The sequence below is a fragment of the Actinomadura sp. 3N508 genome, assembly GCF_044326375.1.
Lineage (GTDB): Bacteria > Actinomycetota > Actinomycetes > Streptosporangiales > Streptosporangiaceae > Spirillospora.
On the sequence record NZ_JBIRAX010000002.1, the window covers coordinates 115,965 to 138,928 of the forward strand.

Annotated in this window: 18 protein-coding genes; 10 read left to right on the plus strand and 8 right to left on the minus strand. The window is 70.9% G+C overall.

Annotated features, from left to right (window positions below; all coding sequences use genetic code 11):
• Positions 1-99: 99 nt before the first annotated feature.
• Together ACH34S_RS06860 and ACH34S_RS06865 are read right to left on the minus strand one after the other, a co-directional pair.
• On the minus strand, positions 100-1,263 hold the full coding sequence (locus ACH34S_RS06860; RefSeq protein ID WP_395951562.1) for an acyl-CoA dehydrogenase family protein: 1,164 nt from the start codon (positions 1,261-1,263) through the stop codon (positions 100-102).
• Positions 1,256-2,428, minus strand: coding sequence for a CaiB/BaiF CoA transferase family protein (locus tag ACH34S_RS06865; RefSeq protein WP_395951563.1), 1,173 nt, complete (start codon positions 2,426-2,428; stop codon positions 1,256-1,258). Before ACH34S_RS06865 ends, ACH34S_RS06860 begins: the two co-directional genes overlap by 8 nt.
• Before the next feature lie 228 nt (positions 2,429-2,656).
• Here ACH34S_RS06865 and ACH34S_RS06870 point away from each other — a divergent pair, with 228 nt between their 5' ends.
• From ACH34S_RS06870 to ACH34S_RS06910, 9 genes are all read left to right on the plus strand, one after another.
• On the plus strand, positions 2,657-3,361 hold the full coding sequence (locus ACH34S_RS06870) for an IclR family transcriptional regulator (protein WP_395951564.1): 705 nt from the start codon (positions 2,657-2,659) through the stop codon (positions 3,359-3,361).
• A 73-nt stretch (positions 3,362-3,434) separates the two neighbouring features.
• Entirely contained in the window at positions 3,435-4,220 is a 786-nt protein-coding gene (locus ACH34S_RS06875) for a hypothetical protein (protein WP_395951565.1), read from the plus strand.
• A complete protein-coding gene (locus tag ACH34S_RS06880; protein ID WP_395951566.1) occupies positions 4,213-5,022 on the plus strand; it encodes an alpha/beta fold hydrolase in 810 nt (269 codons plus the stop codon). Before ACH34S_RS06875 ends, ACH34S_RS06880 begins: the two co-directional genes overlap by 8 nt.
• Entirely contained in the window at positions 5,019-6,179 is a 1,161-nt protein-coding gene (locus ACH34S_RS06885; protein ID WP_395951567.1) for a thiolase domain-containing protein, read from the plus strand. Before ACH34S_RS06880 ends, ACH34S_RS06885 begins: the two co-directional genes overlap by 4 nt.
• A complete protein-coding gene (locus ACH34S_RS06890; RefSeq protein WP_395951568.1) occupies positions 6,176-6,610 on the plus strand; it encodes a Zn-ribbon domain-containing OB-fold protein in 435 nt (144 codons plus the stop codon). Before ACH34S_RS06885 ends, ACH34S_RS06890 begins: the two co-directional genes overlap by 4 nt.
• Before the next feature lie 1,240 nt (positions 6,611-7,850).
• On the plus strand, positions 7,851-8,189 hold the full coding sequence (locus tag ACH34S_RS06895; protein ID WP_395951569.1) for a hypothetical protein: 339 nt from the start codon (positions 7,851-7,853) through the stop codon (positions 8,187-8,189).
• 367 nt (positions 8,190-8,556) lie between these two features.
• A complete protein-coding gene (locus ACH34S_RS06900) occupies positions 8,557-9,264 on the plus strand; it encodes an ATP-binding protein (protein WP_395951570.1) in 708 nt (235 codons plus the stop codon).
• Positions 9,265-9,320: 56 nt separating this feature from the next.
• A complete protein-coding gene (locus tag ACH34S_RS06905; protein WP_395951571.1) occupies positions 9,321-10,037 on the plus strand; it encodes a GAF and ANTAR domain-containing protein in 717 nt (238 codons plus the stop codon).
• Between the two features lie 135 nt (positions 10,038-10,172).
• Positions 10,173-10,946 (plus strand): GAF and ANTAR domain-containing protein, encoded by a 774-nt coding sequence (locus ACH34S_RS06910; protein ID WP_395951572.1) that lies wholly within the window; start codon positions 10,173-10,175, stop codon positions 10,944-10,946.
• Between the two features lie 286 nt (positions 10,947-11,232).
• Here ACH34S_RS06910 and ACH34S_RS06915 read toward each other — a convergent pair whose 3' ends face one another.
• The 5 genes from ACH34S_RS06915 to ACH34S_RS06935 all read right to left on the minus strand — a co-directional run bounded on the left by ACH34S_RS06915 (position 11,233) and on the right by ACH34S_RS06935 (position 15,998).
• Positions 11,233-11,583, minus strand: coding sequence for an STAS domain-containing protein (locus tag ACH34S_RS06915; RefSeq protein ID WP_395951573.1), 351 nt, complete (start codon positions 11,581-11,583; stop codon positions 11,233-11,235).
• 578 nt (positions 11,584-12,161) lie between these two features.
• Positions 12,162-13,349 (minus strand): cytochrome P450, encoded by a 1,188-nt coding sequence (locus ACH34S_RS06920; RefSeq protein WP_395951575.1) that lies wholly within the window; start codon positions 13,347-13,349, stop codon positions 12,162-12,164.
• Positions 13,346-14,194 carry a TauD/TfdA dioxygenase family protein gene (locus ACH34S_RS06925; protein WP_395951576.1) on the minus strand — a complete coding sequence of 283 codons (849 nt, stop codon included), beginning with the start codon at positions 14,192-14,194 and terminating at the stop codon, positions 13,346-13,348. Before ACH34S_RS06925 ends, ACH34S_RS06920 begins: the two co-directional genes overlap by 4 nt.
• Positions 14,188-15,153, minus strand: coding sequence for a pyridoxal-phosphate dependent enzyme (locus ACH34S_RS06930; protein WP_395951577.1), 966 nt, complete (start codon positions 15,151-15,153; stop codon positions 14,188-14,190). The genes ACH34S_RS06925 and ACH34S_RS06930 overlap by 7 nt, the downstream gene beginning before the upstream one ends.
• Positions 15,154-15,179: 26 nt before the next feature.
• Complete coding sequence (locus tag ACH34S_RS06935; RefSeq protein ID WP_395951578.1) at positions 15,180-15,998, minus strand: GNAT family N-acetyltransferase; 819 nt, start codon at positions 15,996-15,998, stop codon at positions 15,180-15,182.
• 322 nt (positions 15,999-16,320) lie between these two features.
• On the opposite strand from ACH34S_RS06935, the gene ACH34S_RS06940 reads away from it, so the two are divergent.
• Positions 16,321-19,587, plus strand: a complete 3,267-nt coding sequence (locus ACH34S_RS06940; RefSeq protein ID WP_395951579.1) for an AfsR/SARP family transcriptional regulator — start codon at positions 16,321-16,323, stop codon at positions 19,585-19,587.
• A gap of 86 nt (positions 19,588-19,673) precedes the next feature.
• Here ACH34S_RS06940 and ACH34S_RS06945 read toward each other — a convergent pair whose 3' ends face one another.
• Positions 19,674-22,955, minus strand: a complete 3,282-nt coding sequence (locus tag ACH34S_RS06945) for a BTAD domain-containing putative transcriptional regulator (RefSeq protein ID WP_395951580.1) — start codon at positions 22,953-22,955, stop codon at positions 19,674-19,676.
• Between the last annotated feature and the right edge of the window lie 9 nt (positions 22,956-22,964).

Consider the following 22,964-nt stretch of genomic DNA (forward strand, 5'->3'; position numbering starts at 1 on the left):
TAGTGATCACGTCGAGCCGCCCGTGACAGGTCGCACGGTCGTGGAGGCGGCCGTCTCGCGCACGGCCGGATACCGGTGTGGGCTTGTGGCTACACCGGGCTAGACGACAGTTCCGTTCTCGTCGTGGAGCCGGGCGAGGAGTTTCGCGATGGTGAGCAGCTGGATCTGCGAGGTGCCCTCGTAGATCCGGAAAATCCGGCAGTCCCGGTAGAGACGCTCGATCTCGCTCTCCTTCACATAGCCGTAACCGCCGTGGACCTGGAGTGCCATGTCCACGGCCTTGAAGCAGTTCTCGCTGGCCACGTACTTCGCGATCGACCCGGCCCGCCGGACGTCCCGGCCCTGGTCGCGCAGCGCCGCCGCGTGGTAGGCGTGCAGGCGCCCGGACTGGACGAGCGCGTCGATCTCGGCGAGCAGCAGCTGGATCGCCTGCAGCTCGCGGATCGGCCGGCCGAACTGGACCCGGGTCGAGGCGTACCCGGTCGCGAGGTCCAGCGCGCGCATGGCGACGCCGCCGGCCAGCGCGGCCACGTCGATGCGCGCGCTGTTGAGCACCTCCAGCGCGATGCGCCCGCCGCCGCCGGGCTCGCCGAGCACGGCGCCCCGCTCGACCCGGACGCCGTCGAAGGAGATCTCGTACGCATGCTCGCCGCGGATGCCGAGCTTCTCGATGGGTGCGGAGAAGGCGAGGCCGTCCGCGCCGGAGGGGACGAGGAACGCGGTGATGCCCTTGAACCCCGCGCCGGGTTCGGTCATGGCGAACACGACGATCTCGTCGGACTCCCGCGCGTTGCTGGTGAAGGTCTTGCTGCCGGACAGGGTCCAGCCGTCCGGCCCGGCGGTGGCGCGGGTCCGGATGCGGCTGATGTCGGAGCCCGCGTCCGGCTCGGTCAGAGCGAAGGCGACGCGGACAGATCCGGCGGCCAGGCCCGGCAGGTACCGCTTGCGCTGCTCGGACGAGCCGAACTGGCGCAGGGTCTCCATGCCGAGGTAGTGGCCGGCGAACACCGACCCCAGGGACGCGTCGGCGTAGGCGACCTCCTCCATCGCGAGGACCTGGGTCACCATGTCCAGGCCCAGGCCGCCGAACTCCTCGGGGATCGTGATGCCCATCAGCCCCATCCCGGCGAGCCGGGTCACCAGCTCGGCCGGGTACTCGGCCTCGGCGTCGCGCCGCGCCGCGCCGGGCATCACCTCCTTGCGGCAGAACGCCCGCAGGGTGTCGCGGAACTCCCGCCGCTGGTCGTCGAGCAGGTCAAACATCGGTTCCCTCCCGTCCGGCGCCGGTGCGCACCGGTTCGTCGAGCCAGCCGGCGATCAGGTCGTCGTGCTGGCCCAGCGCGGGCGCGGGGGCGGTGTCCGCGCGCGAGCCGGCGATCCGGAAGCCGCCGGCCAGCGTCGGGAAGCCGTCCGGCTCGGTGCGCACCATGCCGCGGGCCTCGGCCTGCGGGTGGCGCAGGGACTCGCGGACGCCGAGCACCGGCCCGCAGGGGACGCCGGCGTCCGACAGCGCGGCGATCGCGTCGTCGCGGGTCATGCCCGCCAGCGCCGCCTCCAGCTCCTTGCGCAGCTCGTGGCGGTTCCGGCCGCGGTCGGCGTCGGTGCCGAAGCGGGCGTCGCCGGTCCACTCGCGATGGCCGAGCGCGGCGGCGAGGCTCGCGAAGAGGGTGTCGTTGGCCACCGCGATGGCGATCGGCTCGTCGCGCGTGGCGAAGGTGCCGAACGGCGCGCTGATCGCGTGGTGGCTGCCGGTCGGCTCGACCGGCTCGTCGGTGAGCAGCGCGCGCATCGCGACGGACTCCAGGATGGACAGCAGCCCGTCGAGCATGGCCACGTCGACGTGCTGGCCCCGTCCGCTCCGCGCCCGCTCGTGCAGCGCCGCCAGGACGGCGGTCGCGGCGTACATGCCGGGCACGATGTCGCCGATGCTGACGCCCACCCGCGCCGCCGGGCCGCCGTCCGGGCCGGTCACCGACATCAGCCCCGACGCCGCCTGGACGATCAGGTCGTAGGCGGGCCGGTCGGCCAGCGGACCGGTGCGGCCGTAGCCGCTGATGGCGACCGCCACCAGCCGCGGGTTGAGCTCCAGCAGCCGTGCGGGCGGGAAGCCGAGCCGGTCGAGGACCCCGGGCCGGAAGTTCTCGACGAGCACGTCCGCCCGCTTGATCAGCTCGGTGAACGTCCGGCGGCCCGCGTCGGACTTCAGGTCCAGCGTGATGCCGAGCTTGTTCCGGTTGAGCAGCCGGTGGTAGCTGCTGACGCCGTCGTAGAAGGGCCCGAAACGGCGCCCGTCGTCGCCGGACGGCGGCTCGATCTTGATGACCTCGGCGCCGAGGTCGGCGAGGATCCGCCCGCAGAGCGGGCCCGACAGAACTCGCCCGAGGTCGAGGACCCTGATGCCGCCGAGTGCGGCCACCTGCTCACGCACCGCGCCTCCCCGCCTTGACGGAACGTTCCAGGCGAGGCCGCCGAGCCCTGCCCGCCCCGGCCGGGAACGCGACCCGGAGGTCGCTGTGCGGCGGGGCTCCAGTGCTGGACAGCTCGGCTCTCATCTGCAACCCTGTCATCTAGTAAAAATCGAAGGTCACTAGATGAAAGCATACGACCGGGGACCTGGCAAGACTTGCTCCCGGGACGACCACGGAGGACAGACAGGGTGTCGACAGGCAACGGTCCAGCGCCGACGCGCACGGTGGAGCGGGCTCTCACGCTGCTGGTGGAGGTCGCCACCAACGACGGTCTCGGCCTGGTGGACCTCGCGCGACGGGTCAACCTGTCGCCCGCGACCGCGTCCCGGCTGCTGCGCACGCTGGAGGCGACCGAGTTCGTGCGGCGGGACGAGGACGGCGCGTACCACGGCGCGAGCCGGCTCATCCAGGTGGCGGTGACGTTCATGGGCAGCGTCCCGATGTACCGGCTCGCCGAACCGCACCTCGCCGCCCTGCGCGACGAGGCGGGCGAGAGCGCCTATCTGGGCGTCGCCGGCCCGCAGAACACGGTGCTGTACGCGCGCATGGCCGAGAGCGGCAAGTCGATCCGGCACAGCGGCTGGCTCGGCCGGACCGTGCCCGTCGAAGGCACCGCGATCGGCACCGCGCTGCGCGGCCGCTGCGGCGACCTCGGCTACGTCACCGCGAGCCACGCGCTGGAGGACGGCGTCACGGCCATCGCCGGAACCGTGCGCTGGGCGGACGGCAGCGTCGCGGCCGCGATCAGCGTCGTCGGCCCGACGTTCCGGCTCCCGGACGCGCAGGTGCGGAAGATCGGGAAGCTGGTCGCCGCGCGTGCCCAGGCGATGTCCCGGGAACTCGGCACGCCGGACTTCGCCACAGACGAGGCGTCCGACCCGTCCGACGGCTAGCCGAGGCAACGGCTCCCGAAGACGGCGGCGAACGCCCCTGCCCCGCTCCGAACCCGACCCCGAGGGGGACCTGATGTCCGAGGATGCCGCACCGGCCGTGGGCACGCGTTCGCGCAGCGCCCGTCATGTCGCCGGGGCCGCCGGCGCCACGGCCGACCCGCCGTACGCCGCGGACCTGCCGACCCTGCTGCGGCTGCTGGAGCAGGTACGCCCGGCCGAAGGCGCGGAACTGGTGTCGTTGCGCTGGGACCCGCAGAGTCCGCCTCCGCCCGTGGAAAACGGCGGGACGGCCGTGCGCCTGGAAGCCACCGTCACCAGAAGGGTGGCCGGCGCCGCGCAGGCGACGATCCACCAGACGGTGCACGTCGTGGACGATCTCGACCGTGTCCGGTCACGCTCGACGGTGGCCTGGAGCGTCCCGGTCGCGCTGGACCGGGAGGCGGCCGCGGAGTGGGAGGCGGCCGACTTCGCGTCGGTGCGCTGGGGCGGCCGGCTGCGCGAGCGGCTGGCCGGCGACGCCCGCTTCGCCGCCGCCGCGCGCAGCTTCGACGGCGCGATCGCGTTCGCCGCCCAGGACCGGCAGGCGCACTTCCGGATCTACCGGGGCGAGGTCATCGACGTCGCCCGCAAATCCCTGGACGGCGCGACGTTCACGGTCGAGGGCGCCGACCTCGCGTGGGTCGGCCTGCTCACCGCCGATTCCAACGACTTCATCCGCCGCACGAGCGACGGCCTGTTCCGCGTCCAGGGCAGCGGCTACCAGTACCTGCGCATGATCAAGGCAGTCATGATCATGCTCGACCATGCCCGCGAGCTGGCCCGCGAAAGCGCGCACGAGAGGGAGGCGACCCGTGCATAACGCCGACTACCTGGAACTCGACGGCCGGCTGGCGTTCGTCGAGAGCTGGCCGGGCGAGCGTCCGGCCGTCCTGTGCGTCCACACGGCCGGGCAGAGCGGCGTGCAGTACCGGCACGTGGCCGCCGGGCTGGCCGAGCTGGGCTTCAGGGTCGTCGTGCCCGACCTGCCGGGACACGGCCGCTCGGAGCCGGCACCCGGCGGCCCGGTCAGCGACCTGTCCTGGTACACCGACTGGTGCGTACGGCTGATCACCGCGCTGGGGCTGGAGCGCCCCTACCTGCTGGGCTGCTCGATCGGCGGCAGCATCGCGCTGGACATGGCCACGAAGATGCCCGATGGCCTGTCCGGGGTAGTCGCGCTGGACCCGTCCGGTGTGCTCGGCAGCGACGGCAGACCGCCGCCGCCACCGTCCCTGGAGGACTCCGGCTCCCCGAGCATGCGCGACCGCACCTACTACGGCACGCTCGAAGCCTGCGGACGATCGGTCCCGCCCGAACGGGTCGAACTGATCGCCCAGATGCACTGCCGCGAGGACTGGCACATCACCGTCAGCGACATCCACGGCGCGCTCACCCACGACATCCGCGACGCGCTGGCCCGCATCACGTGCCCGGTGCGCATCCTCGCCGGCGAGGACGACTACTTCGTGCCGCCGAGCCGCGTCCGGCGCATCGCCGCCCTCGTCCCGCACGCGGCCTTCGAGCTGATGCCGGGCATCGGGCACTACCCGATGGAGGAAATCCCGGACTTCGCGGCGCGCTTCGAACGCTGGGTGAAGGACTTCGAGGAGGTCACGCCATGACGGTGGTACGCGGCGCGGCGTTCATCGTCGGTGCCCACGAGCATCCGCGCCGCGACATCCCCGACCTGTCGGTGGCGGAGATCCACGCCGAGGTGGCGCTCGCCGCGCTGGCCGACGCCGGGCTGTCCCCGCCGGACGTCGACGCCTACTTCTGCGACTCCGACGCTCCGGGCGTGGGGCCGCTGTCGATGGCGGAGTACCTGGGGGTGCGCTCCCGGTACCTGGACACGACCGAGACGGGCGGCGCGTCGTACCTGTCGCACGTCGGGCACGCCGCCGCCGCGGTCGCCGCCGGCAAATGCCACGTCGCGCTGGTCGTCATGGGCGGCCGCCCGCGCACCCTGCGGCTCGCCTCCGGACCGAACCTCTCCGGGGCGCCGGAGACGCACTACGAGACGCACTGGGGGATCACGGACACCGTCCACAACTACGCGCTGGCAGCCATGCGGCACATGCACGAGTTCGGGACGACGAGCCGGCAGCTCGCCGAGGTGAAGGTGGCCGCGTCGCTGCACGCGCAGCACAACCCGAACGCGTTCCTGCGCAAACCGGTCACCGTCGACGACGTGGTGAACTCGCCGATGATCAGCGATCCGCTGCACCGGCTGGACTGCTGCGTCATGACCGACGGCGGCGGCGCGGTGGTCGTGGCCGGCGCGGAGGTCGCCCACCGGCTGCCGCGCCAGTCCGTCGCCGTCCTCGGCCACGGCGAGGCGGCCAAGGGCACCGGCAGCGACCTGACCCACACCGCCGGGGTCTGGTCCGGTCCGGCGGCGTTCGCCGAGGCCGGGGTGACGCCCGCCGACATCGACTACGCCTCGATCTACGACTCCTTCACCATCACGGCGCTGATGGCGCTGGAGGACCTGGGCTTCTGCGAGAAGGGCGAGGGCGGGCGGTTCGTCCAGGACGGCGCACTGCTCGCCCCGCACGGAGCGCTGCCCATGAACACCGACGGCGGGGGCCTGTGCAACAACCAGCCCGACAACCGGGGAGGGATGGCGCGGATGATCGAGGCGGTGCGCCAGCTACGCGGCGAGGCCGCGACGGAGGTGCAGGTGCCCGACTGCCGCCTGGCGGTCGTGCACGGCTCCGGCGGGCGGCTGGCCACCCGAAGCTCCGCGGCCACCCTGATCCTGGGACGTGAGGACGCATGAGCACCCCTTTGCCCCCGGCCGATTTCACATCAAACGAGACCTTCTGGACGGCCACCGCCGAGGGGCGGCTACTGCTCCCCCGCTGCGAATCGTGCGCGACGGTGATCTGGTATCCGCGCCCGTTCTGCCCGCGCTGCGGCGGCCGCCACGTCACCTGGTTCCCGGCGTCGGGCGAGGCGACCGTCTACTCGTACACGGTGGTACGCAAGGCGCGCGGTGAGTACCGCGACCTGACGCCGTACGTCGTGGCCTATGTCGAACTGGCCGAGGGGCCGAGAATCCTCACCAACATCGTGGGCTGTGACCCGTCCGAGGTAAGCATCGGCCAGCCCGTGACACTGATGTTCGACCCCCCCGAGGAGGGCGCCGCTGCCGGCCCAAGGCTGTACCGCTTCCGCCCGCACCCCGCACCCAGCGGCGGCACCCCTTGAGAAGGCGCACGAGCGACGCCGGCCACCCCTTCCTTGCCGTAGCCGCTTGACACGCGGCAGTTGACCCGGATCACCTCGCCAGCGCCTCGTGGCGCTCGATGTCCCCCAGCCACAGGCGGTCCGCCCAATCCGCGGTGGCCGCCGGTCGACCAGGTCCGGGAGGTCGGAATGAATCCAGCAACACCGCGACAGCAACGCTCGCCCGCCTGGACCTCGGCCGGCTACCGCTGGCCGAACACGTTTCCTCGTTGTCCGCTCGGCGGCTCGTTCCCGGCCAGCGATGGCCCAGCTGCTCTGGTCTTCCTAAGCCGGTCCAGCGGGAGTTGACCAGTCCCCTCCTCTGCCCCTGCTGGCATTGGTAGGGAACTGATCGAACTGGCGCGCGGCGGTCGTCCGCGGCGCTCGGCCGCTGCCATGCGCGGTGTTCGAACCACGTTTCTCCGGGCACGCCCTCCCTTAGGACCTGGCTCTGACCTGGGAGGACGTTCCGACAAGGGGGCCGGCCGATGAAGGTGAGCAGGCCAAGCGCGGATGCGCGGATTTCCGAGTTTGAAGGCCGCGCCCCGAATGCGCTGCGTCAACGGGAGGATCTCCCAGCGATCGGGCCTCCGCCGGGTCGGAGTGCACCCGTCCAGAAGTCATGCGCGAAGTTCGCAATCGCAACGATCATGGGGGCGGCGGTGCTGGCCACCGGATGCGCGCAGGAGGATCCACCCGCTCCCCCGACGACTCGAACATCGCCGACCACTCAAGCGCCCAGCCCGACGACGTCGCCCCCGAGTCGGACTCGACAGGCTCCGGCATCGAGCCCTCAGCGGACGACTCAGGAGCCCGAGCAGCGCCTTCCAGCCGAGTGCAGGCACCCGCCAGGAGGGAGTGTTCGACAGAGCTGCATTGAGAAGTACGGACCGGAAGGTGTTGGGTCGGTCGAGCCGGTTCAGCCGTCGGGCGACGAGACCGAAGAGGCACCGGGGGTGCCGCCGAAGGAAGAACAGATCCGGCAGTGCATCGAGCAGGAAGGGGATCCGGAGGGCTGCCGGGAGAAGATCGACCCGCAGGACTCAGAGGACCCGTCGGAGTCGCCGACCGGGCCGGACGGCCGAGAGCCCCGGTAGGCGCGAAGGGAATGCCTACCGCCAGTTCGAGCAGGTGCGGGAAGCGAGGTCAAGCTAACCCTCCGCAATAACCGAAGGCGTGGCAGAGCTGTTGTCAGCCGCGCCCGACCAGTTGACTCCTCGGAATGGTGGTCATCCTTCTTCAGCTTCTTTCAGCCGATCTGGTGGCCCCATTGCGGGGGGCTTCTCTCCCTCCGCTTTCAGAACGCCGAACGTCCGGCACCGCCGTCCCTTCCCCAGGTGGTTCGCCGATATCTCCGAGCGGCGGAGGCTACAGCGCCGAGGTGCGCTTTGATGCCGATGCGATGAGGAGGCTCGGCGCGCAGATCGAGACGTGGCTTCAGGCGATCTTCAAGGTGATCCGCGACGCCGTGGTCGTCGGCCGGCGGTCGGTCTCGGGTAACGGACGCCCCGCGCCTTTCCTTCCTGCGGGTCCACGCAGCCGTATCGAACCACGAAGCTGAATCAGACCAGATCACGCACCCCCTTGGGGACACGGCGTAAGGCGCGCTGGGCGCCGGGTTCGTTGACGGCGCGATGTCGTCATGTTGTGCGGGGTTAAGCCCCCTGGCGGGGGGTAGCGGTGGGTATCGACGGGTTCGCGGCGGCGACGGCGACCAGGGTCGTACCGCCGGTGGGCCTGAGGGGCGTTCGCTCCGGACCCTGGTGTCGCCCTGGTCTGTGCAGGTTTCCGGATCGGGTGAGGTCGTGATGGTGTCCAAATGGCCGAGGTCTTCGGATGTCTCCGCCGACGCGAATGCTCGGGCGGCCGCGGATGCGTCGGTCAGGGGCGCGCGGTTACGGGTAGAGATCGACGCCGAGCAGTGGGACGTGCTGGCTGAAGCCGCCGCGTTGGCCGGGGTGAGCGTCGCGGAGTATGTGGATCGAGCGGTGGCCGCCCGGGTCCGGCGGGAACTGACGGCCGCGGCCGGTGCGCCGAGTGGGCAGGATCGTGGACGGCCTGACCGTGGGCCGGGCGAGCCGACGACGGCGCTGGTGACCGCCTTCGGGTGGCAGAAGGCGGTGGCGGACGCGGCGGCCGGCGCCGGCGGGTGGGCGGATCGGGAGTGGGTGGGTGCGGACACGGCGCTGCCGCGGGGCCGGGAACTGCTGCGCGACGCCTGGCTGGGGTGGGGTGCTGCGGCGCTGGCCGGTGAGGGGATGGTGATGGTCAGCGAGCTCGTCACCAACGCGGTGGTGCACGGTGGCGGGAACGTGTCGCTGCTGCTGGCAGGTCCGGCGGCGGGTGACGACGAGGGCGGCGAGGTGGTGTGCGGCGTGGGCGATGCGAGTACGGTTCCGCCCCGGACGCGGCGGGCGCGTCCGGGTGATGAGAGTGGTCGTGGCCTTGCGCTGGTGGCGGGGCTGGCGTCCCGGTGCGGGTGGTATCGGGCCGGGGCGGGCAAGGTGGTGTGGTTCTCACAGCGGCTGACGGCCGCGGACGGTTGCCGCGGGGACGGTTTCCCCGTCGATGCGGGCCCGCCGCATCCGCTGCTGGACGGGGCCGCGCGGTGGCGATGGTCGGCGCGGCACCCCTAGCGGCTGCCGGGGGCGTAGGTTAATGGTGCATACGTCGGAGCGCGGGGCGGTCGTTGGTGGTCGACGGTGGTGAGGTCGATGTCTGGGCGTTGATCGCCGCGTGCGCGCGACGGCGGGCCGCCCCGATCGCGACGCAGGACGCCTGCACCGCATGCCTGCAGGCGCTGGCGCTCAGCGGGGTCGGGGTGTCGCTGGTCACCGATGGCTGGTTGGAACCGGTGCATGTGGCCGGGGAGCTGGGCCGCGGGCTGCTGGAGGCCGAGCTGACCAGCGGGGACGGCCCGTGCGTTGAGGCGATGGCCACCGGTGGTCCGGTGCTGGCGGCCGACCTGGCCGCACCCGAGTGCGGACGGCGGTGGCCGGCGTTCACCGCCGTCGCGCAGGCCGTCAGGGTACAGGCGGCGTTCGCGTTCCCGTTGGCCAGTGGCGCGGCCAGGGTCGGGGTGCTGGTGCTGTGCCGGGACCGGCCCGGCGGGCTGGAGGTCGCCGAGTGCACCCGCGCCCTGATCTTCGCTGATGCGATCTTGGCGCTGCTGCTCAACGACCGGGCCGGCGCCGGTGCGCAGGCGCTGCCGGCCGGTTCGCTGGCGCTGGGCCCGCAGATCCATCAGGCGGCCGGGATGGTGTCGGTACAGATGGACTGCGGGATCGACGAGGCGCTGGTGCGGCTGCGCGCGCACGCCTTCGCCCACGACGTCCCGCTCACCCAGGTCGCCCGGCAGGTCGTCGAGCGGCACCTGCGGTTCACGCCGGACGCCCCCTCGCCGAGCTGACCCCGCCGCGCACCCGTCCCGCCTACGACGCCGCAAGCGTCGATGTCGGTGGTTTCGGACGACCGGTATCCAGGACGGGTTCGGAGTGCGGCTTGGACCGCTACACACACCGGCGGCGGGCGTAGGCTGCGATGTGTGAGCGGCAACCCGGCCCCAGCGCAGCAGAGCGTGGCCCAGACGTTCGTGGCGCTGGCCGACACGTTGGTGTCGGAGTTCGACGTCATCGACTTCTTGCAGCAGCTATCGGAACGGTGCGTGGAACTGCTGGAGGTGGACGCTGCCGGGCTCTTGGTCACCGACCAGCGCGGCCATCTGCGGTTGATGGCCGCCTCCAGCGAGCAGACCCGGCTGCTGGAGCTGTTCCAGCTCCAAACCGAGCAGGGCCCGTGCCTGGACTGCTTCCATACCGGCACCGTCGTGCACTGCGCCGACCTTCGCCAAGACGACGCGACGCGGCAATGGCCGCAGTTCGCTCCGCGCGCCCGCGACACCGGATTCGGGGCGGTGTCGGCGCTGCCGATGCGGCTGCGCACCGAACTGATCGGCGCGATGAACCTGTTCCGCGCCCGGCCCGGCCCGCTGACCGCCGACCAGGTCACCCTCGGGCAGGCGATGGCCGACGTCGCCACCATCGGACTGCTACAGGAACGCGCGATCCGCCACAGCCAGATCCTCACCGAACAGCTGCAGACCGCGCTCAACAGCCGGGTGGTGATCGAACAGGCCAAGGGTGTGCTGGCCGAACGGCACGACTGCTCGATGGAGCAGGCCTTCACCGCCCTGCGTGATCACGCCAGGAACCACAACCATCGCCTCACCGACCTGGCCCACGCCCTGGTCACCCGCACCTTGAACCCCACCGACCTCGACCGGCTCGCCGAGCGCGCCGCCGGCGGCACCACAGGCTGATCATCCCCGGCCACCAAGCGTCCGGGCCGGCGTGCAGTCCCGCCCCGACGACATGTCGGCCGCCGGACCCGGGTGACCTCACCCGTCCAAGCCCGGCTCCACCCTCGACCGGCATCCCACAACCTGCCGGGCGACCTGGTCGGCCGACTCATGACCGGGCGGCGACCTCGTCCAGCGCTCCGGCTGCCAGACCCGCCCTGCTGGGCCCCACCGGCACCGTAAACCGGCAGGCGACGCGGACATCCCGCATCAATCGGCGGCGCCGCACACGCCGGCATGCCCGGGCTCAGCCGTCCTCGATCTCGCCCGGTCCGGCCAGCCCGGTCAGCCCGGTCAGCCTCAGCAACCGCCACAACGCCGGAGACACACCCACCAGCAGCAGCCGCACTCCCTCCCGCCGAGCGCGTTTCCGCAGTTCCACCAGCGCCCCCAGCCCCGCCGCGTCGATGAACGACACGCCGCTGACCTGCATCACAACCCGCTCGGCGGCCCGCCCGTGCACAATCCCGGCCAGCACAGCACCCACATAACCGCGAAGAAGTTCGACCGTGGCCATGTCCACCTCGCCGACCACGGTCACCGTCACCGTGCCACCGGCACGGCCAATCGACACACGAAACGCGTCGACATGATCCATCCAGCCCAGTCCCGGGGAAGTCGCGACAGAAACGTTCACCGGCAGCCGCGAACACGCGGCCCAGCCGGTACCCGGCACAGGCCCGGCACCGAACCAAGAGACACGCCAACGACCACCGGCACCGACATCCGCCGTGACGCAGGGTCTGGACGACACGCATCAGATCATTCGGTGTGCGATGCACCAGACGTTGTGATCATCCTGATCACATCATCTGCCACTAAACGTAGCGATACACGCGAGATCAAATCCGCCGAACACCCACTCCGCGCTCCTACCGCACGACGGCACCGGGCCGGTCGCCACACAGGCACTGACGGCTCAGCGATGTGTCCGCGAGCCACCGCCGGTGGCCTCGTCGGCCTCGTGGCCCGGAGTATGGGGTCTGGTCCCTGGCCCACGCCCCTTGCGGGGGGCGTGCGGCCTCCGAACGGTGGCTTGGCGGCCCGGGGCATCCTGCTCCCCGTGCGGAGGGGGTTGTGCGGGATGGGAATCCCAAGGGCAAGTCGATGTGATGATCTTGCTTAGCTGATATCCGTCTCTGGCCTATCGCGGACAGCCGGTCGAGCAGTGTGCTGCTAGGAGATGGGATCGCAGGGGGACGGAGATGTCCAGGTTACTCGCAGCGGAACCGCGGTGGGGCAGCGAAAGATTGGATTGGGCAGGTAGCTGATTTTCTGCTCTGCTGGACGGATCTGCACGGTATTGGCCAGCAGGGTTTGGAGAATGATCCGGCTTTGCAGCCGTACCAGCGACGAGCCGAGACAGGAGTGCGCGCCATGGCCGAAGGTGAGGTGATTGGCCGCGTCGGTGCGCCGCGGGTCGAAGGTGGCGGGGTCGGCCCACCGGGCCGGGTCGTGGTTGGCGGATCCGAAGAGCACCAGGATCCGGGTGCCCTCGGGGATGGGGACGCCACCGATTTCGCAGTCGCGTGTCGCCTTCCGGTACATCCCTTGCAGCGGGTTCTCCAAGCGCAGGGTCTCTTCGACGAATCCGGCCATGTCGGCGGGGTGGAGGCGCAGATGGTCGGCGAGTTCGGGAGAGCGCGCGAGGATGTGAATGGCGCTGGACAGATAGGCGGTGGTGGTGAAGTTTCCGGCCACGAGGAGATCGATGACGAAGCGGGCGGCGTCGGCGGGTGGAATGCCGGACTGGTCGATGAGGGGTAGGACGCCGTGGCTCGCGTCGCTGAAACGCCGGGTGATCCGTTCGGCGAGGCGGCGCCCCGGCGGGATGATCCGCTGCGGCTCGAACTCCTCCACGCCCACCGTGGCCTCGACGAGCGCCTGGGACCAGCGCAGCAGCTCGGGCAGGTCTTCATCGGGGAGGCCGAGGACGTGGGCGATGGCCGAGATCGGCAGGGGGACCGCGATGTCCTTGACGAAGTCGACGTCGTCCTTGTGCCGTAGCGAGTTCACCAGCCGTTGGCAGATTGCCTCGATGGCCGGTTCGTGCTCGGCGATGTGTCTGGGAGTGAACGCCCGGTTGACGATGGACCGGCGGTGGGCGTGTTCGGGCTCGGACGAGGTCAGCAGGTAGGGCAGATAGTTCGACATCTCCTCTTCGGGCCCGGGCGCCGGCGCGCCCAAGGCGTTGGAGGACGAGAAGGTCTGCGTGTCCAGGACGATGCGGAGTACGTCCTCATAGGAGCTGACGACGTAGGCGTTCATCGACGCGGAGAAGTGCACCCCCTTTTGACGGGCGCTGTGGTATGCCGCCGCGGGGCACTGCAGGGCGGCGGGATTGCCGCTCAGGAGGTCGGTCATTTCTTGCCCTCCCCTTGCAGGACGTTCATGCGATACATCAATCGCTCGTGAGGGAAGTAGTCGGCGACCGCGTAGTGCTGCAGGCAGCGGTTGTCCCAGATGAGGAGATCGTCGTCCTGCCATCGGTGCCGGTAGACGAACTCGTTCGTTTCGATGTGCCGGTAGAGGAAATCGAGGAGGGCCCGGCTTTCCTGCATCGAAAGGCCGTCGATTCCCGTGATATAGGGAGCCGAGATGTAAAGGGCCTTCCTCTTGGTCTCGGGGTGGATTCTCACGATGGGATGATGCACCGCCTCACCGCCACCGAACCTGTCGTTGATCTCGATGGACTTCCTCTTGAGCATCTCGCTCAGTTCGGGGTAGTCGGTACCGAAGGCCTTCTTGACGTCGTGGGTCGCGGTCAGCCCGCCGAGCATCTCCTGCATCGACGGCGAGAGCGACTCATAGGCCAGGTACATGTTGGAGAACAAGGTGTCACCGCCGACGCTCGGCGTCTTCTTCGCGTACAGGACGGTGCCCAAGGGCGGTTCGGGCCAGCCGCTGTTGTCGGTGTGCCAGGCGTTGAGTCCGGGCGGATTGTCCGCGTCATTGTGCAGCCGCATGCACTCGGGGTGGCCCTCGACCGTCATCGGCAGCAGGTGCTCGTGGATCAGCAGCTCACCGAAACGGCGGGAGAACCTTATCTGATCCTCGATGGTCAGCATCTGATCGGGGAAGATGAGGACGCTGTGCCGGTGAAAGGCCCGCCTGATCTCCGTCCACTGCTCTTCGGACAGTTCCCGGGAAAGGTCGACCCCGGTCACCCGGGCACCGGCGGCCACGCTGACCTGTTCGATGGTTAGCATACTTTCTCCCTTTTCTCAGGCGCGTCGTTGAGTACGCCCAGCAGGCTGGAGAGATCGATGGTCCCGCCGCTGACAATGGCGCACGGAGTTTCCCACTGGTAGGCGTTCCGGTACTTGCGCACGGCCGCGAGGGCTGCCGCTCCGGCGCCCTCGGACAGCATCTTGTCGTCGAGGAGCAGCGAGCTCAGCGCTCCGGCGACCTCGTCCGGTGTCACGGTGAGGACGCCCGCGATGACGTCCTTGACCCGGTAGAACTGCTGCGGGAGGACGAAGCTGGCGCCGATGCCGTCCACGAACGAGGATCTGTACTCCACCTCGACGGGTTCTCCCGCGCGCAGCGAGGCGGAAAGGGCGGCGCCGGTGGTGATCTCGACGGCGAAAACGCCGATGTCGCGCTCGGCGAACAATGTGGCGAGGCTGTAGGTCAGGTTACCGCCGCCATATGGGACCAGGACGGCGTCGACCTCGGGTAGGTCCTGGAGTATCTCCAGCCCGACGGTGCCGTTGCCCCGCGTCACGTACTCGTCCGTTTCGCAGGAGAGAAAGAAACCCGTGAAATCCGGATGCTCGCCGGCCAGCATCGTCTCCCGCCACTTCTGGTACGGGACGTGCACGATTCGCGTGAGCGGATTGTTCTCGATGATGCCGGCCAGCTTCGCGGGCGCTATCTGCTCGGGCACGATGACGGTGTAGTCCAATGCCAAACGAGCCGTCGCGTGCGCCAGCGCCTGGGCGAAGTTTCCTGAGCTGCAGGTCACCACCCCGTGCGTTCTGATCCGGGCCCACGTCTCGGGCTGGAAGCGCCTGTAGCCGAGGAGACCGCTCAGCGCGCCCCGCACCTTGAACGATCCGGTGAGCTGAAGATTCTCGCATTTGAGGAAGACGTCCCCATGGCCGGCCGACTTCACGAGAGGCGTCCGCCGGATGTAGGGCGAGATCATCTGATGGGTGTCGGCCACCAAGGAAGGCGCCGGTGTGTGGACGCTCATGAGCCCAGCAACGCGACTTCGTAGCGGAAGTCCTCGGTCAGGCCGATCCGCTTCGCCACCGCGACGCTTGCCCCGTTGTCGGCCTGGCACGACAACACCGGGCGCAGGCCCAGTTCCGCGCCGTACCCGATGACCTGGGCGCTCATGGCGGTGTACAGATTCCGGTGCCGGTATTTCGGATGGGTGAAGCCGCCCAGTTCGACGAGCCCTCCGCCCACCACTCCATGGCCTTCCGCCGCGACGTGTCCGTCACGGGCCAGGCAGAAGCCGTACCCGTTTCTCAGGTAGTTGGCGGCCGACCCGAAGATGGAAAGGACCATATCCCGCCAGTTCAGCTTCTCGAACAAGCGTGCGTCGACTCTGTGCAGATCGAACTCTGCGCGCGGCGCACGTTCAGTCCCGTTGGAATCGTGATGGCGGCTGAACTGGACGCGTTCCGCCTTGCGGAAGCCCCGTCGCAGGCCGACGTCATGTCCCGCGGGATAGATGAGCGTTATCGGCGGCCTGCCCCGTACCAGGGCGCAGACCTCGTCCATGAGCTCCGATGTGATCGCCCCGGCGACGAAGCAGAAACGAGAGCGCGTGGTGATGAGGCACGCCGAAGCGTCGTCGCCTTCGTGCTGCGCCCATATTTTCGCAGGAATCTTCTTCTCGAAGGCGGCATGGACGAATGCGAGGTTGGGATAGGACGGGCCGAAGAGTGACGCGATTGTCTCGTACCGGCTCGGCTTCACCGTTCGCAGCATCGTGTCACTCCATTCATCGGCGCCGATGTCATCGCTCGTGCCATGACGTCTCTCGTTGTCCGTCGGCACCCTCCCGGCACGGTGTGACGAAATGGCCCCGTTGCATTTCCGTTCGTGTGCTCGCCGCGACGGCCGGCCATCGCTGAGGCACCTAGACCCGATGGATTTCGATATGGCATGCGAGCAACGTAGATAGCGCCATCCCGGCCCGGTCCTCGCCGGGTCCTGCTCTCGTCCCAGCTCTCGGAGGACGCGGATCATGACGCGTAGAAAGAGACGTGACGGACAGCCTTAATGCGGACGGCCTGCGGCGGATCTCCCACCGCCGCGTATGCTGCAAACCGAGTTGACATGTGTGCTGGCGGTCAGACGATTCCCACCGGTGAGGGCGATGGAATTCAAGATCCTGGGGCCGTTGGAGTTGCGGACGGCTGACAAACCATTGCATCCGGGGACGGCACGCCATCAGAAAGTACTGGCGGCCCTGCTTCTGGCCGCCGATCAGGTGGTCCCGCTGAACCGGCTGGTCAACGCCGCCTGGCATGAAGACCCGCCGGCCACGGCGAAAAAGCAGGCCCGCAACATCGTTTCGGACCTGCGCCGCGTGCTGAACGGCACGGCCGCGGCCGATCTGCTGACGGCGGGACAGAGCGGCTACCGGCTGTCGGTCGACGCGGAGGCACTCGACGCGCTCGTTTTCGACGACCGGGTCTCCCGGGCGCGCAGGAACGCCGCCGAGAACCGGCGCCGCGCCGCCGTCACCGAGTTCCGCACCGCGCTCGCATTATGGCGGGGAACGGCTCTGGCGGGTCTGGACAGTCCCGCGCTGGCACCCCAGCAGAACGCTCTGGACGAGAAGCGCCTCGCCGCCCTTGAGGAATGCTTCAACCTGGAACTGGCCCTCGGACGGCATCATGCGCTCTCCGTCGAACTGGTCCAATGGGTGGCGGAATATCCGCTGCGAGAGCGCCTTACCCGCCTTTTCATGCTGGCGTTGTACCGGTCCGGCCGGCAGGCCGAAGCGCTCCGGGCCTTCCAGAACGTCCGGGGTGTACTGATCGAGCAGCTCGGAATCGAGCCCGGCGAAGAACTGCAGCATCTGCACCAGCGGATACTCACCCGCGACGCCGTGCTTTCCCCATCACCGACCTCGCCCGCACCGACCTCGCCCGAGCCGAGCTTGTCATCGGCCTCGCCCGCGCCGAGCTCGCCGCCGGCCTCGCCCGCACCAGGCCCGACATCGGCGTCCTCCACCCCGGTGGAGTCATCGGCGTCGTCCGCGCCGGAGCCGTCACCGGCCTCGTCCTCCACGTGCGCCCATTTCCTGCCTCGCGACATCACCGACTTCACCGGCCGCTCAGCCGAACTGGACCGCCTTTTCTCGGTCCTGCCGGCGGATGGGAAAGGCACCGAGGCCGTGGTGATCGGTGCGATCGACGGGATGGCCGGCATCGGCAAGACCGCTCTGGCCGTCCACGCGGCCCACCGCATGGCCGATCGCTACCCGGACGCCCAGCTGTTCGTCGATCTCCACGCGCACAGCCCCGAGCAGGAGCCCATCAGCGCGGCGGCCGCGCTGGACACGCTGTTGCGCGCGGTGGGCGTCCCCAGCGAGATGATCCCGGGAGGAGCCGAGGAGCGGGCCGCGCTGTGGCGCGCCCGGCTCGCCGGGCGCCGTGCCGTGGTGGTCCTCGACGACGCGGCCAGCGCCGCCCAGGTCCGGCCGCTGCTCCCCGGCGCCCCCGGTTGCGTGGTGCTGATCACCAGCCGTCGCCGGCTCGCCGACCTGGAGAACGCCCACGCCCTCTCGCTCGACGTCCTGTCCCCGGACGAGGCGGCGGCGCTGTTCACCGGCGTCGTCGGCGACGCCCGCGCGGCCGCCGCCCCGGAGGGCGTCAAGGAGGTGGTGCGGCTGTGCGGGCGCCTGCCCTTGGCGGTCCGCATCGCCGCCGCACGGCTGCGCACCCGTCCCGCCTGGGACCTCGCCCATCTGATCGAACGGCTGCGGCACGAGCATCGGCGGCTGGGAGAACTCGCGGTCGGGGACCGCGGCGTCGCCGCCGCCTTCGCGCTCTCGTACCAGCACCTCACCGGGGACCAGCAGCGCCTGTACCGGACGCTGGGGTTACACCCCGGCGCCGATTTCGACACGTACACGGCCGCCGCGTTGGCGGGCATGACGTTCGACGAGGCGGACCGGCTCCTCCAGCGACTCGTGGACGTGCACCTGCTGCAGCAGCGCACCGCCGACCGCTACCGCTTCCACCGGCTCCTCCGGCTGCACGCCGTCCACCTCGCGAACGTCGAAGACCACGAAAAGGATAGGCGCGCCGCTCTGACGCGGGTGCTCGACCATTATCGGCACACCGCCGCCCTCGCCGTGAATTCCGCCGTCTGCTACGACCAGTACTACTGGCCCAGGATTCCCGCCGCCACGACCCCGGCACCGCATTTCGCCGACTTCGACCAGGCCGTGGCGTGGCTGGAGACAGAACGGGCCAATCTCATCTCCGCCGCCACGCACGCCGCCGAACACGGCTGGCCGGCCCATATCGCCGATCTCGCCAACGCCCTGTGGTGCTTCATCGAGCACCGCTGCAGCTACGACGAGGCCATCGGCCTCTACACGCATGCGCTCGAATCCGCGCGCGGAGCCGGAGACCGCGAACACGAGAGCCAGGCGCTGCATTACCTCGGCCTGTTCCATCGGCACCGAGGGTGTAACGAGCAGGCCCTCACCCATTACGAACAGGCCCTCACCCTGGCAGGCGAAACGGGCAATCGCCTCCTTCAGGGCCGCATCCTCGGCAACCTCGGCGCAACATTGTGGTATTTGGGACGCGGCGACGATGCGCTTGACCGCTACGGGCGGGCTTTGACGCTGGCACGCGAGATCGGCGATCTCGCCCTCCAGAGCAATGCCTTGGAGGGGGTCGGTTCCGTTTACAAGCAGCAGGGACGCTACGAACAATCCATCGCTCATTACAGGCAGTCCCTCGCCCTGACGCGTGACAACGGAAACCGCCGGCACGAGCCCTTCGTGCTGTGTGAACTCGCCGGCGTCCACGGCCGGATGGGGCGGTACGACGAAGCGCTGGACCACCTTCACCAGGCACTCGACCTCGCCCGCGCGACCGCCAGCCGTCTCCTTGAAGGCTCGGCGTTGTGCGAGCTCGGCGCCGTTTACGGCCGGACGGAACGCCACGACCAAGCGCTGGACCACCTCCACCAAGCACTCGACCTGGCCCGCGCCACCGCCAATGCTCTCCTCGAAGGCTCGGCGTTGTGCGAGCTCGGCGGCGTCTACGGCCGGACGGAACGCCACGACCAAGCGCTGGACCACCTCCACCAAGCACTCGACCTCGCCCGCGCCACCGCCAACCGTCCGCTCGAAACCGAGACGCTGAACAACCTGGGCGAGACGGTGCGCCGCACTGGCGATCCGAACAGCGCCCGCGCCCATCACCAGGAGGCCCTGGCCGTCGCCGTCGAGATCGGTGACCGCTACGAGCAGGCCCGCGCCCACGACGGCCTCGCCCGCGCCCACCACGATCTCGGCCGCCACCAGCACGCGGGCAGGCATCGGCGCCAGGCCCTGGCCGGGTACACCGCGCTGGGCGTCCCCGACGCCGAAAGGGTCCACGCGCCCACTCGCTGACCCGCCCCCCGCGCAGCGCGTCCGCGCAGCGCGCGCCCTGATGGACGACCTGGACGTCCCCCGGTGCCGGCGGTTCAGGGTGGTCGTTAGCGGTCGGGGCGCTCTGGTGCGCGTTCAGGTGGGTGAGGGCGGTCGGAGGTATGGGGCGTGGTGAACGCCTTGGTGAAGGCTTCGTCGCCGAGGACCGATCGTGCCGTGTTCGTGATGCGGTCGACGTCCGTGCGTTCTTCGGGCGGCAGGGGTGCGCCGGTGGACTCACGCAGGGCGGCGGCCTCGCCGAGGAGCCGGGCGGCGTCCTCCGGGGCGCCGGTGAAGGCCGCCACGCCGGCCAGCCCTTCGAGGGCCAGTGCGATCGCCCGGGGGTCGCCGGTGTCCTGGGCCACGGCGAGGGCCGCCCGGTGGAGTTCCGCTGCCGCCGCGGCGTCCCCGCGCTGTTCCGCGGTGAAGCCGAGTTCGGCCAGGGCGAGCGTGATGCCCGGCGCGAACCGCACCTCGCGTTCCCAGGCGAGGGCGTTGCGCATGTGGGTCTCGGCTTCGTCGAGGCGGCCCGCGCGGCGAGCGGTGAGGGCCAGGCCGGTGAGGGCGAAGGCCTCGCCGGGGCGGTAGCCGTGCTCGGCGGCGAGGCTCCTGGCCCGCTCGTGGCGGCGGTCGGACTCGGCGTGGTCGCCCGCCAGCAGGGCGAGCCGGCCGAGCCCGGACTGGAGCAGCGAGACCTGCAGCCACAGCCCGAGCTCCTCGGCGGGGCGGAGGCCGGCGCGGACGAGCGCGGCGGCCCGGCGGTGGTCGCCCTTGATCTCCGCGAGCTTGGCGAGCAGGTCGGTGGCCCGGACCTGCCCCCACCGGTCTCCCAGCTCGTCGAACAGCGCCAGGCTCTCCGTCCCGGCCCGTTCGAGCGTGCCGAGGTCGCCGCGGACGAGGGCCTGGTTCGCCTCGGTGGCCAGGGCCGCGGCGGTGCCCCAGCGGTCGCCGAGCCGCCGGAACACCGGCAGCGCCCGGTCCACCAGGTCGCGGCTGACGGTCAGATCGCCGGCGCCGAGCAGCACGTCGCTGAGAAACCACTCCGCCCTGGCCCGCTCGCCCGGATCGGCGATGCCCTCCGGGGGCGTGCGGAAGTCCGCGGTCCGGTCGCCCAGGAGGTCCAGGCCCGTCTTCCATGCCTCGGCCCGCGCCCTCGTCGCGGTGGGGGCCTCGTTTTGGACGCTCATCGCCGCCGCGAACGCGCGCCGTCCCTCGCCGATCCTGCCGCGCAGGTACCAGTACCAGGCCATCGCGTTGACCAGCCGCAGCGCGAGGGCGGCGTGGCGGCCTCGGACGGCCTCCTCCAGCGCCCCGCGCAGGTTGCCGTGCTCGGCGTCCAGTCGCTGAAGCGCGCGCCGCTGGTCAGGGCCGCGCAGCCGCCGCTCGGACCGTTCGGCCAGTTCCGTGTAGTAGATCAGGTGCCGCAGGCGAAGCCGTTCGGTCTCCCCGGCCTCCGCCAGGCGGTCCAGAGCGTACGCGGCGACCGATTCCAGCAGCCGGTAGCGGGTCCCGGCCGGGCCGCCGGCCATGACCACCATCGAGCGGTCGATGAGGCGGGCCAGCAGGTCCAGGACGTCCTCGGGCGCGACGTCGCCGTCCGCGCAGACCTCCTCGGCCGCCTCCAGCGTGCAGCCGTCGGCGTGCACCGCGAGCCGCCGCAGGACGAGGCGTTCCGCCTCGGACAGCAGCTCCCAGCTCCAGTCGATCATCGCGCGCAGGGTCCGCTGCCGCGCCGGGGCGCCGCGGTGCCCGGACGAGAGCAGCCGGAACCGGTCGTCGAGCCGGTCCGCCAGGTCGTGGACGTCCAGCGCCCGCAGGCGGGTGGCCGCCAGCTCCAGGGCCAGCGGGACGCCGTCCAGCCGGCGGCAGATCGCCGCGACCGCGCGGGCGTTGGCGGCGTCGATCTCGAACCCCGGCGCGGCGGCCGCCGCCCGCGCCTCGAACAGCCGGACGGCGCTGAACCGCCGGAGGGTCGCGGGCCCGCTGTCGGAAGGAGAGTAGGGCAGCTCCAGCGGAGGGACCGGCCAGACCGACTCTCCTGCCAGCCCGAGGGGCTCCTGGCTGGTGGCGAGGATCCGGATCTCCGGCGCCGCCCGCAGCAGCCGCCCGCTCAGCGCGGCGACCGCGTCGATCACGTGCTCGCAGTTGTCCAGGACGAGCAGCGCCCGCCTGCCCCGCAGCACCCCGGCGAGCCGGTCGACCGGATCGGCGGGCACGCCGGAACGCGGCAGGCCCGCCGCGGCGTCGTCGCGGACGTCGAGGACGGCGATCACGGTCTCCGCCAGCCGGTCGCCCTCGCGCGCTCCGGCCGTGCGCTCGCCCTCGCGCGCTGCGGCCGTGCGGTCGCCCTCGCAGGCTCCGGCCGTGCGGTCGAGTCCGGCCAGCTCGACGAGCCACACACCGTCCGGGTGGCTCCCGGTCGCCCTTGAGGCGGTCTCCAGCGCCAGCCTCGTCTTGCCGACGCCGCCGGGTCCGGTGAGCGTGACCAGCCGGGCGGACTCCAGCAGCGCCCGGACCCGGGCCACCGCCTCGTCACGGCCGACCAGCTCGCTGATCTGCGCGGGGAGGTTGGTCCGCGGAGGCGTCCCGGACGGCACGGCGAGGGCGGAGTCCTGTTCGAGGATCCGCCGGTGGAGTTCGGCGATCTCGGGACCGGGGTCCACGCCCAGTTCGTCGCGCAGGCGCGCCTGGAGGTCGGCGTAGGTCTCCAGCGCCTCGCCCTGGCGTCCGGCGCCGTACAGGGCGCGCATGTACGCGGCACGGAGCCGTTCCCGCAGGGGATGCCGCTCGACCAGGTCGCCCAGCTCGCTCACCGGCGATCCCTGCTCGCCGAGCTCCAGGCTCGCCTCCGCCCGTTCTTCGACGGCCGTGAGCCGCTGCTCCTCCAGGAGGGCGATGGCGGGACGCGCGAACTCCTCGTCGGCGAAGTCGGCGAAGGCCGGTCCGCGCCACAGGCTCAGCGCCTCCGTCAGCAGGCCCGCCCGCGACCGCGGGCCGGAGGCCTCGCGCGCCCGCGCCAGCAGGCCGGTGAACCGCGTCGCGTCGACGGCTTCGGCGTCCACCCGGAGCCGGTAGCCCAGCGCCTCCTCGAAGGACACCAGGGCCCGGGAGCCCGGCTCGGCCTCGTCCAGGGCGCGGCGCAGTTGCGAGACCTTGACCTGCAGCGCCCCCGCCGGGTTGCGGGGCGGCGCGTCGCCCCACAGGTCGTCGATCAGCCGGTCCACCGGCACGGGCCGTCCCGCGTGCCCGAGGAGGACGGCCAGCAGCGCCCGGACCTTCGCCCCGCGCATCGCCACCGGGGCGCCGTCCGCCGTCCACACCTCCAGCGGCCCGAGCACCCCGAATCGCATGTCCCCCAC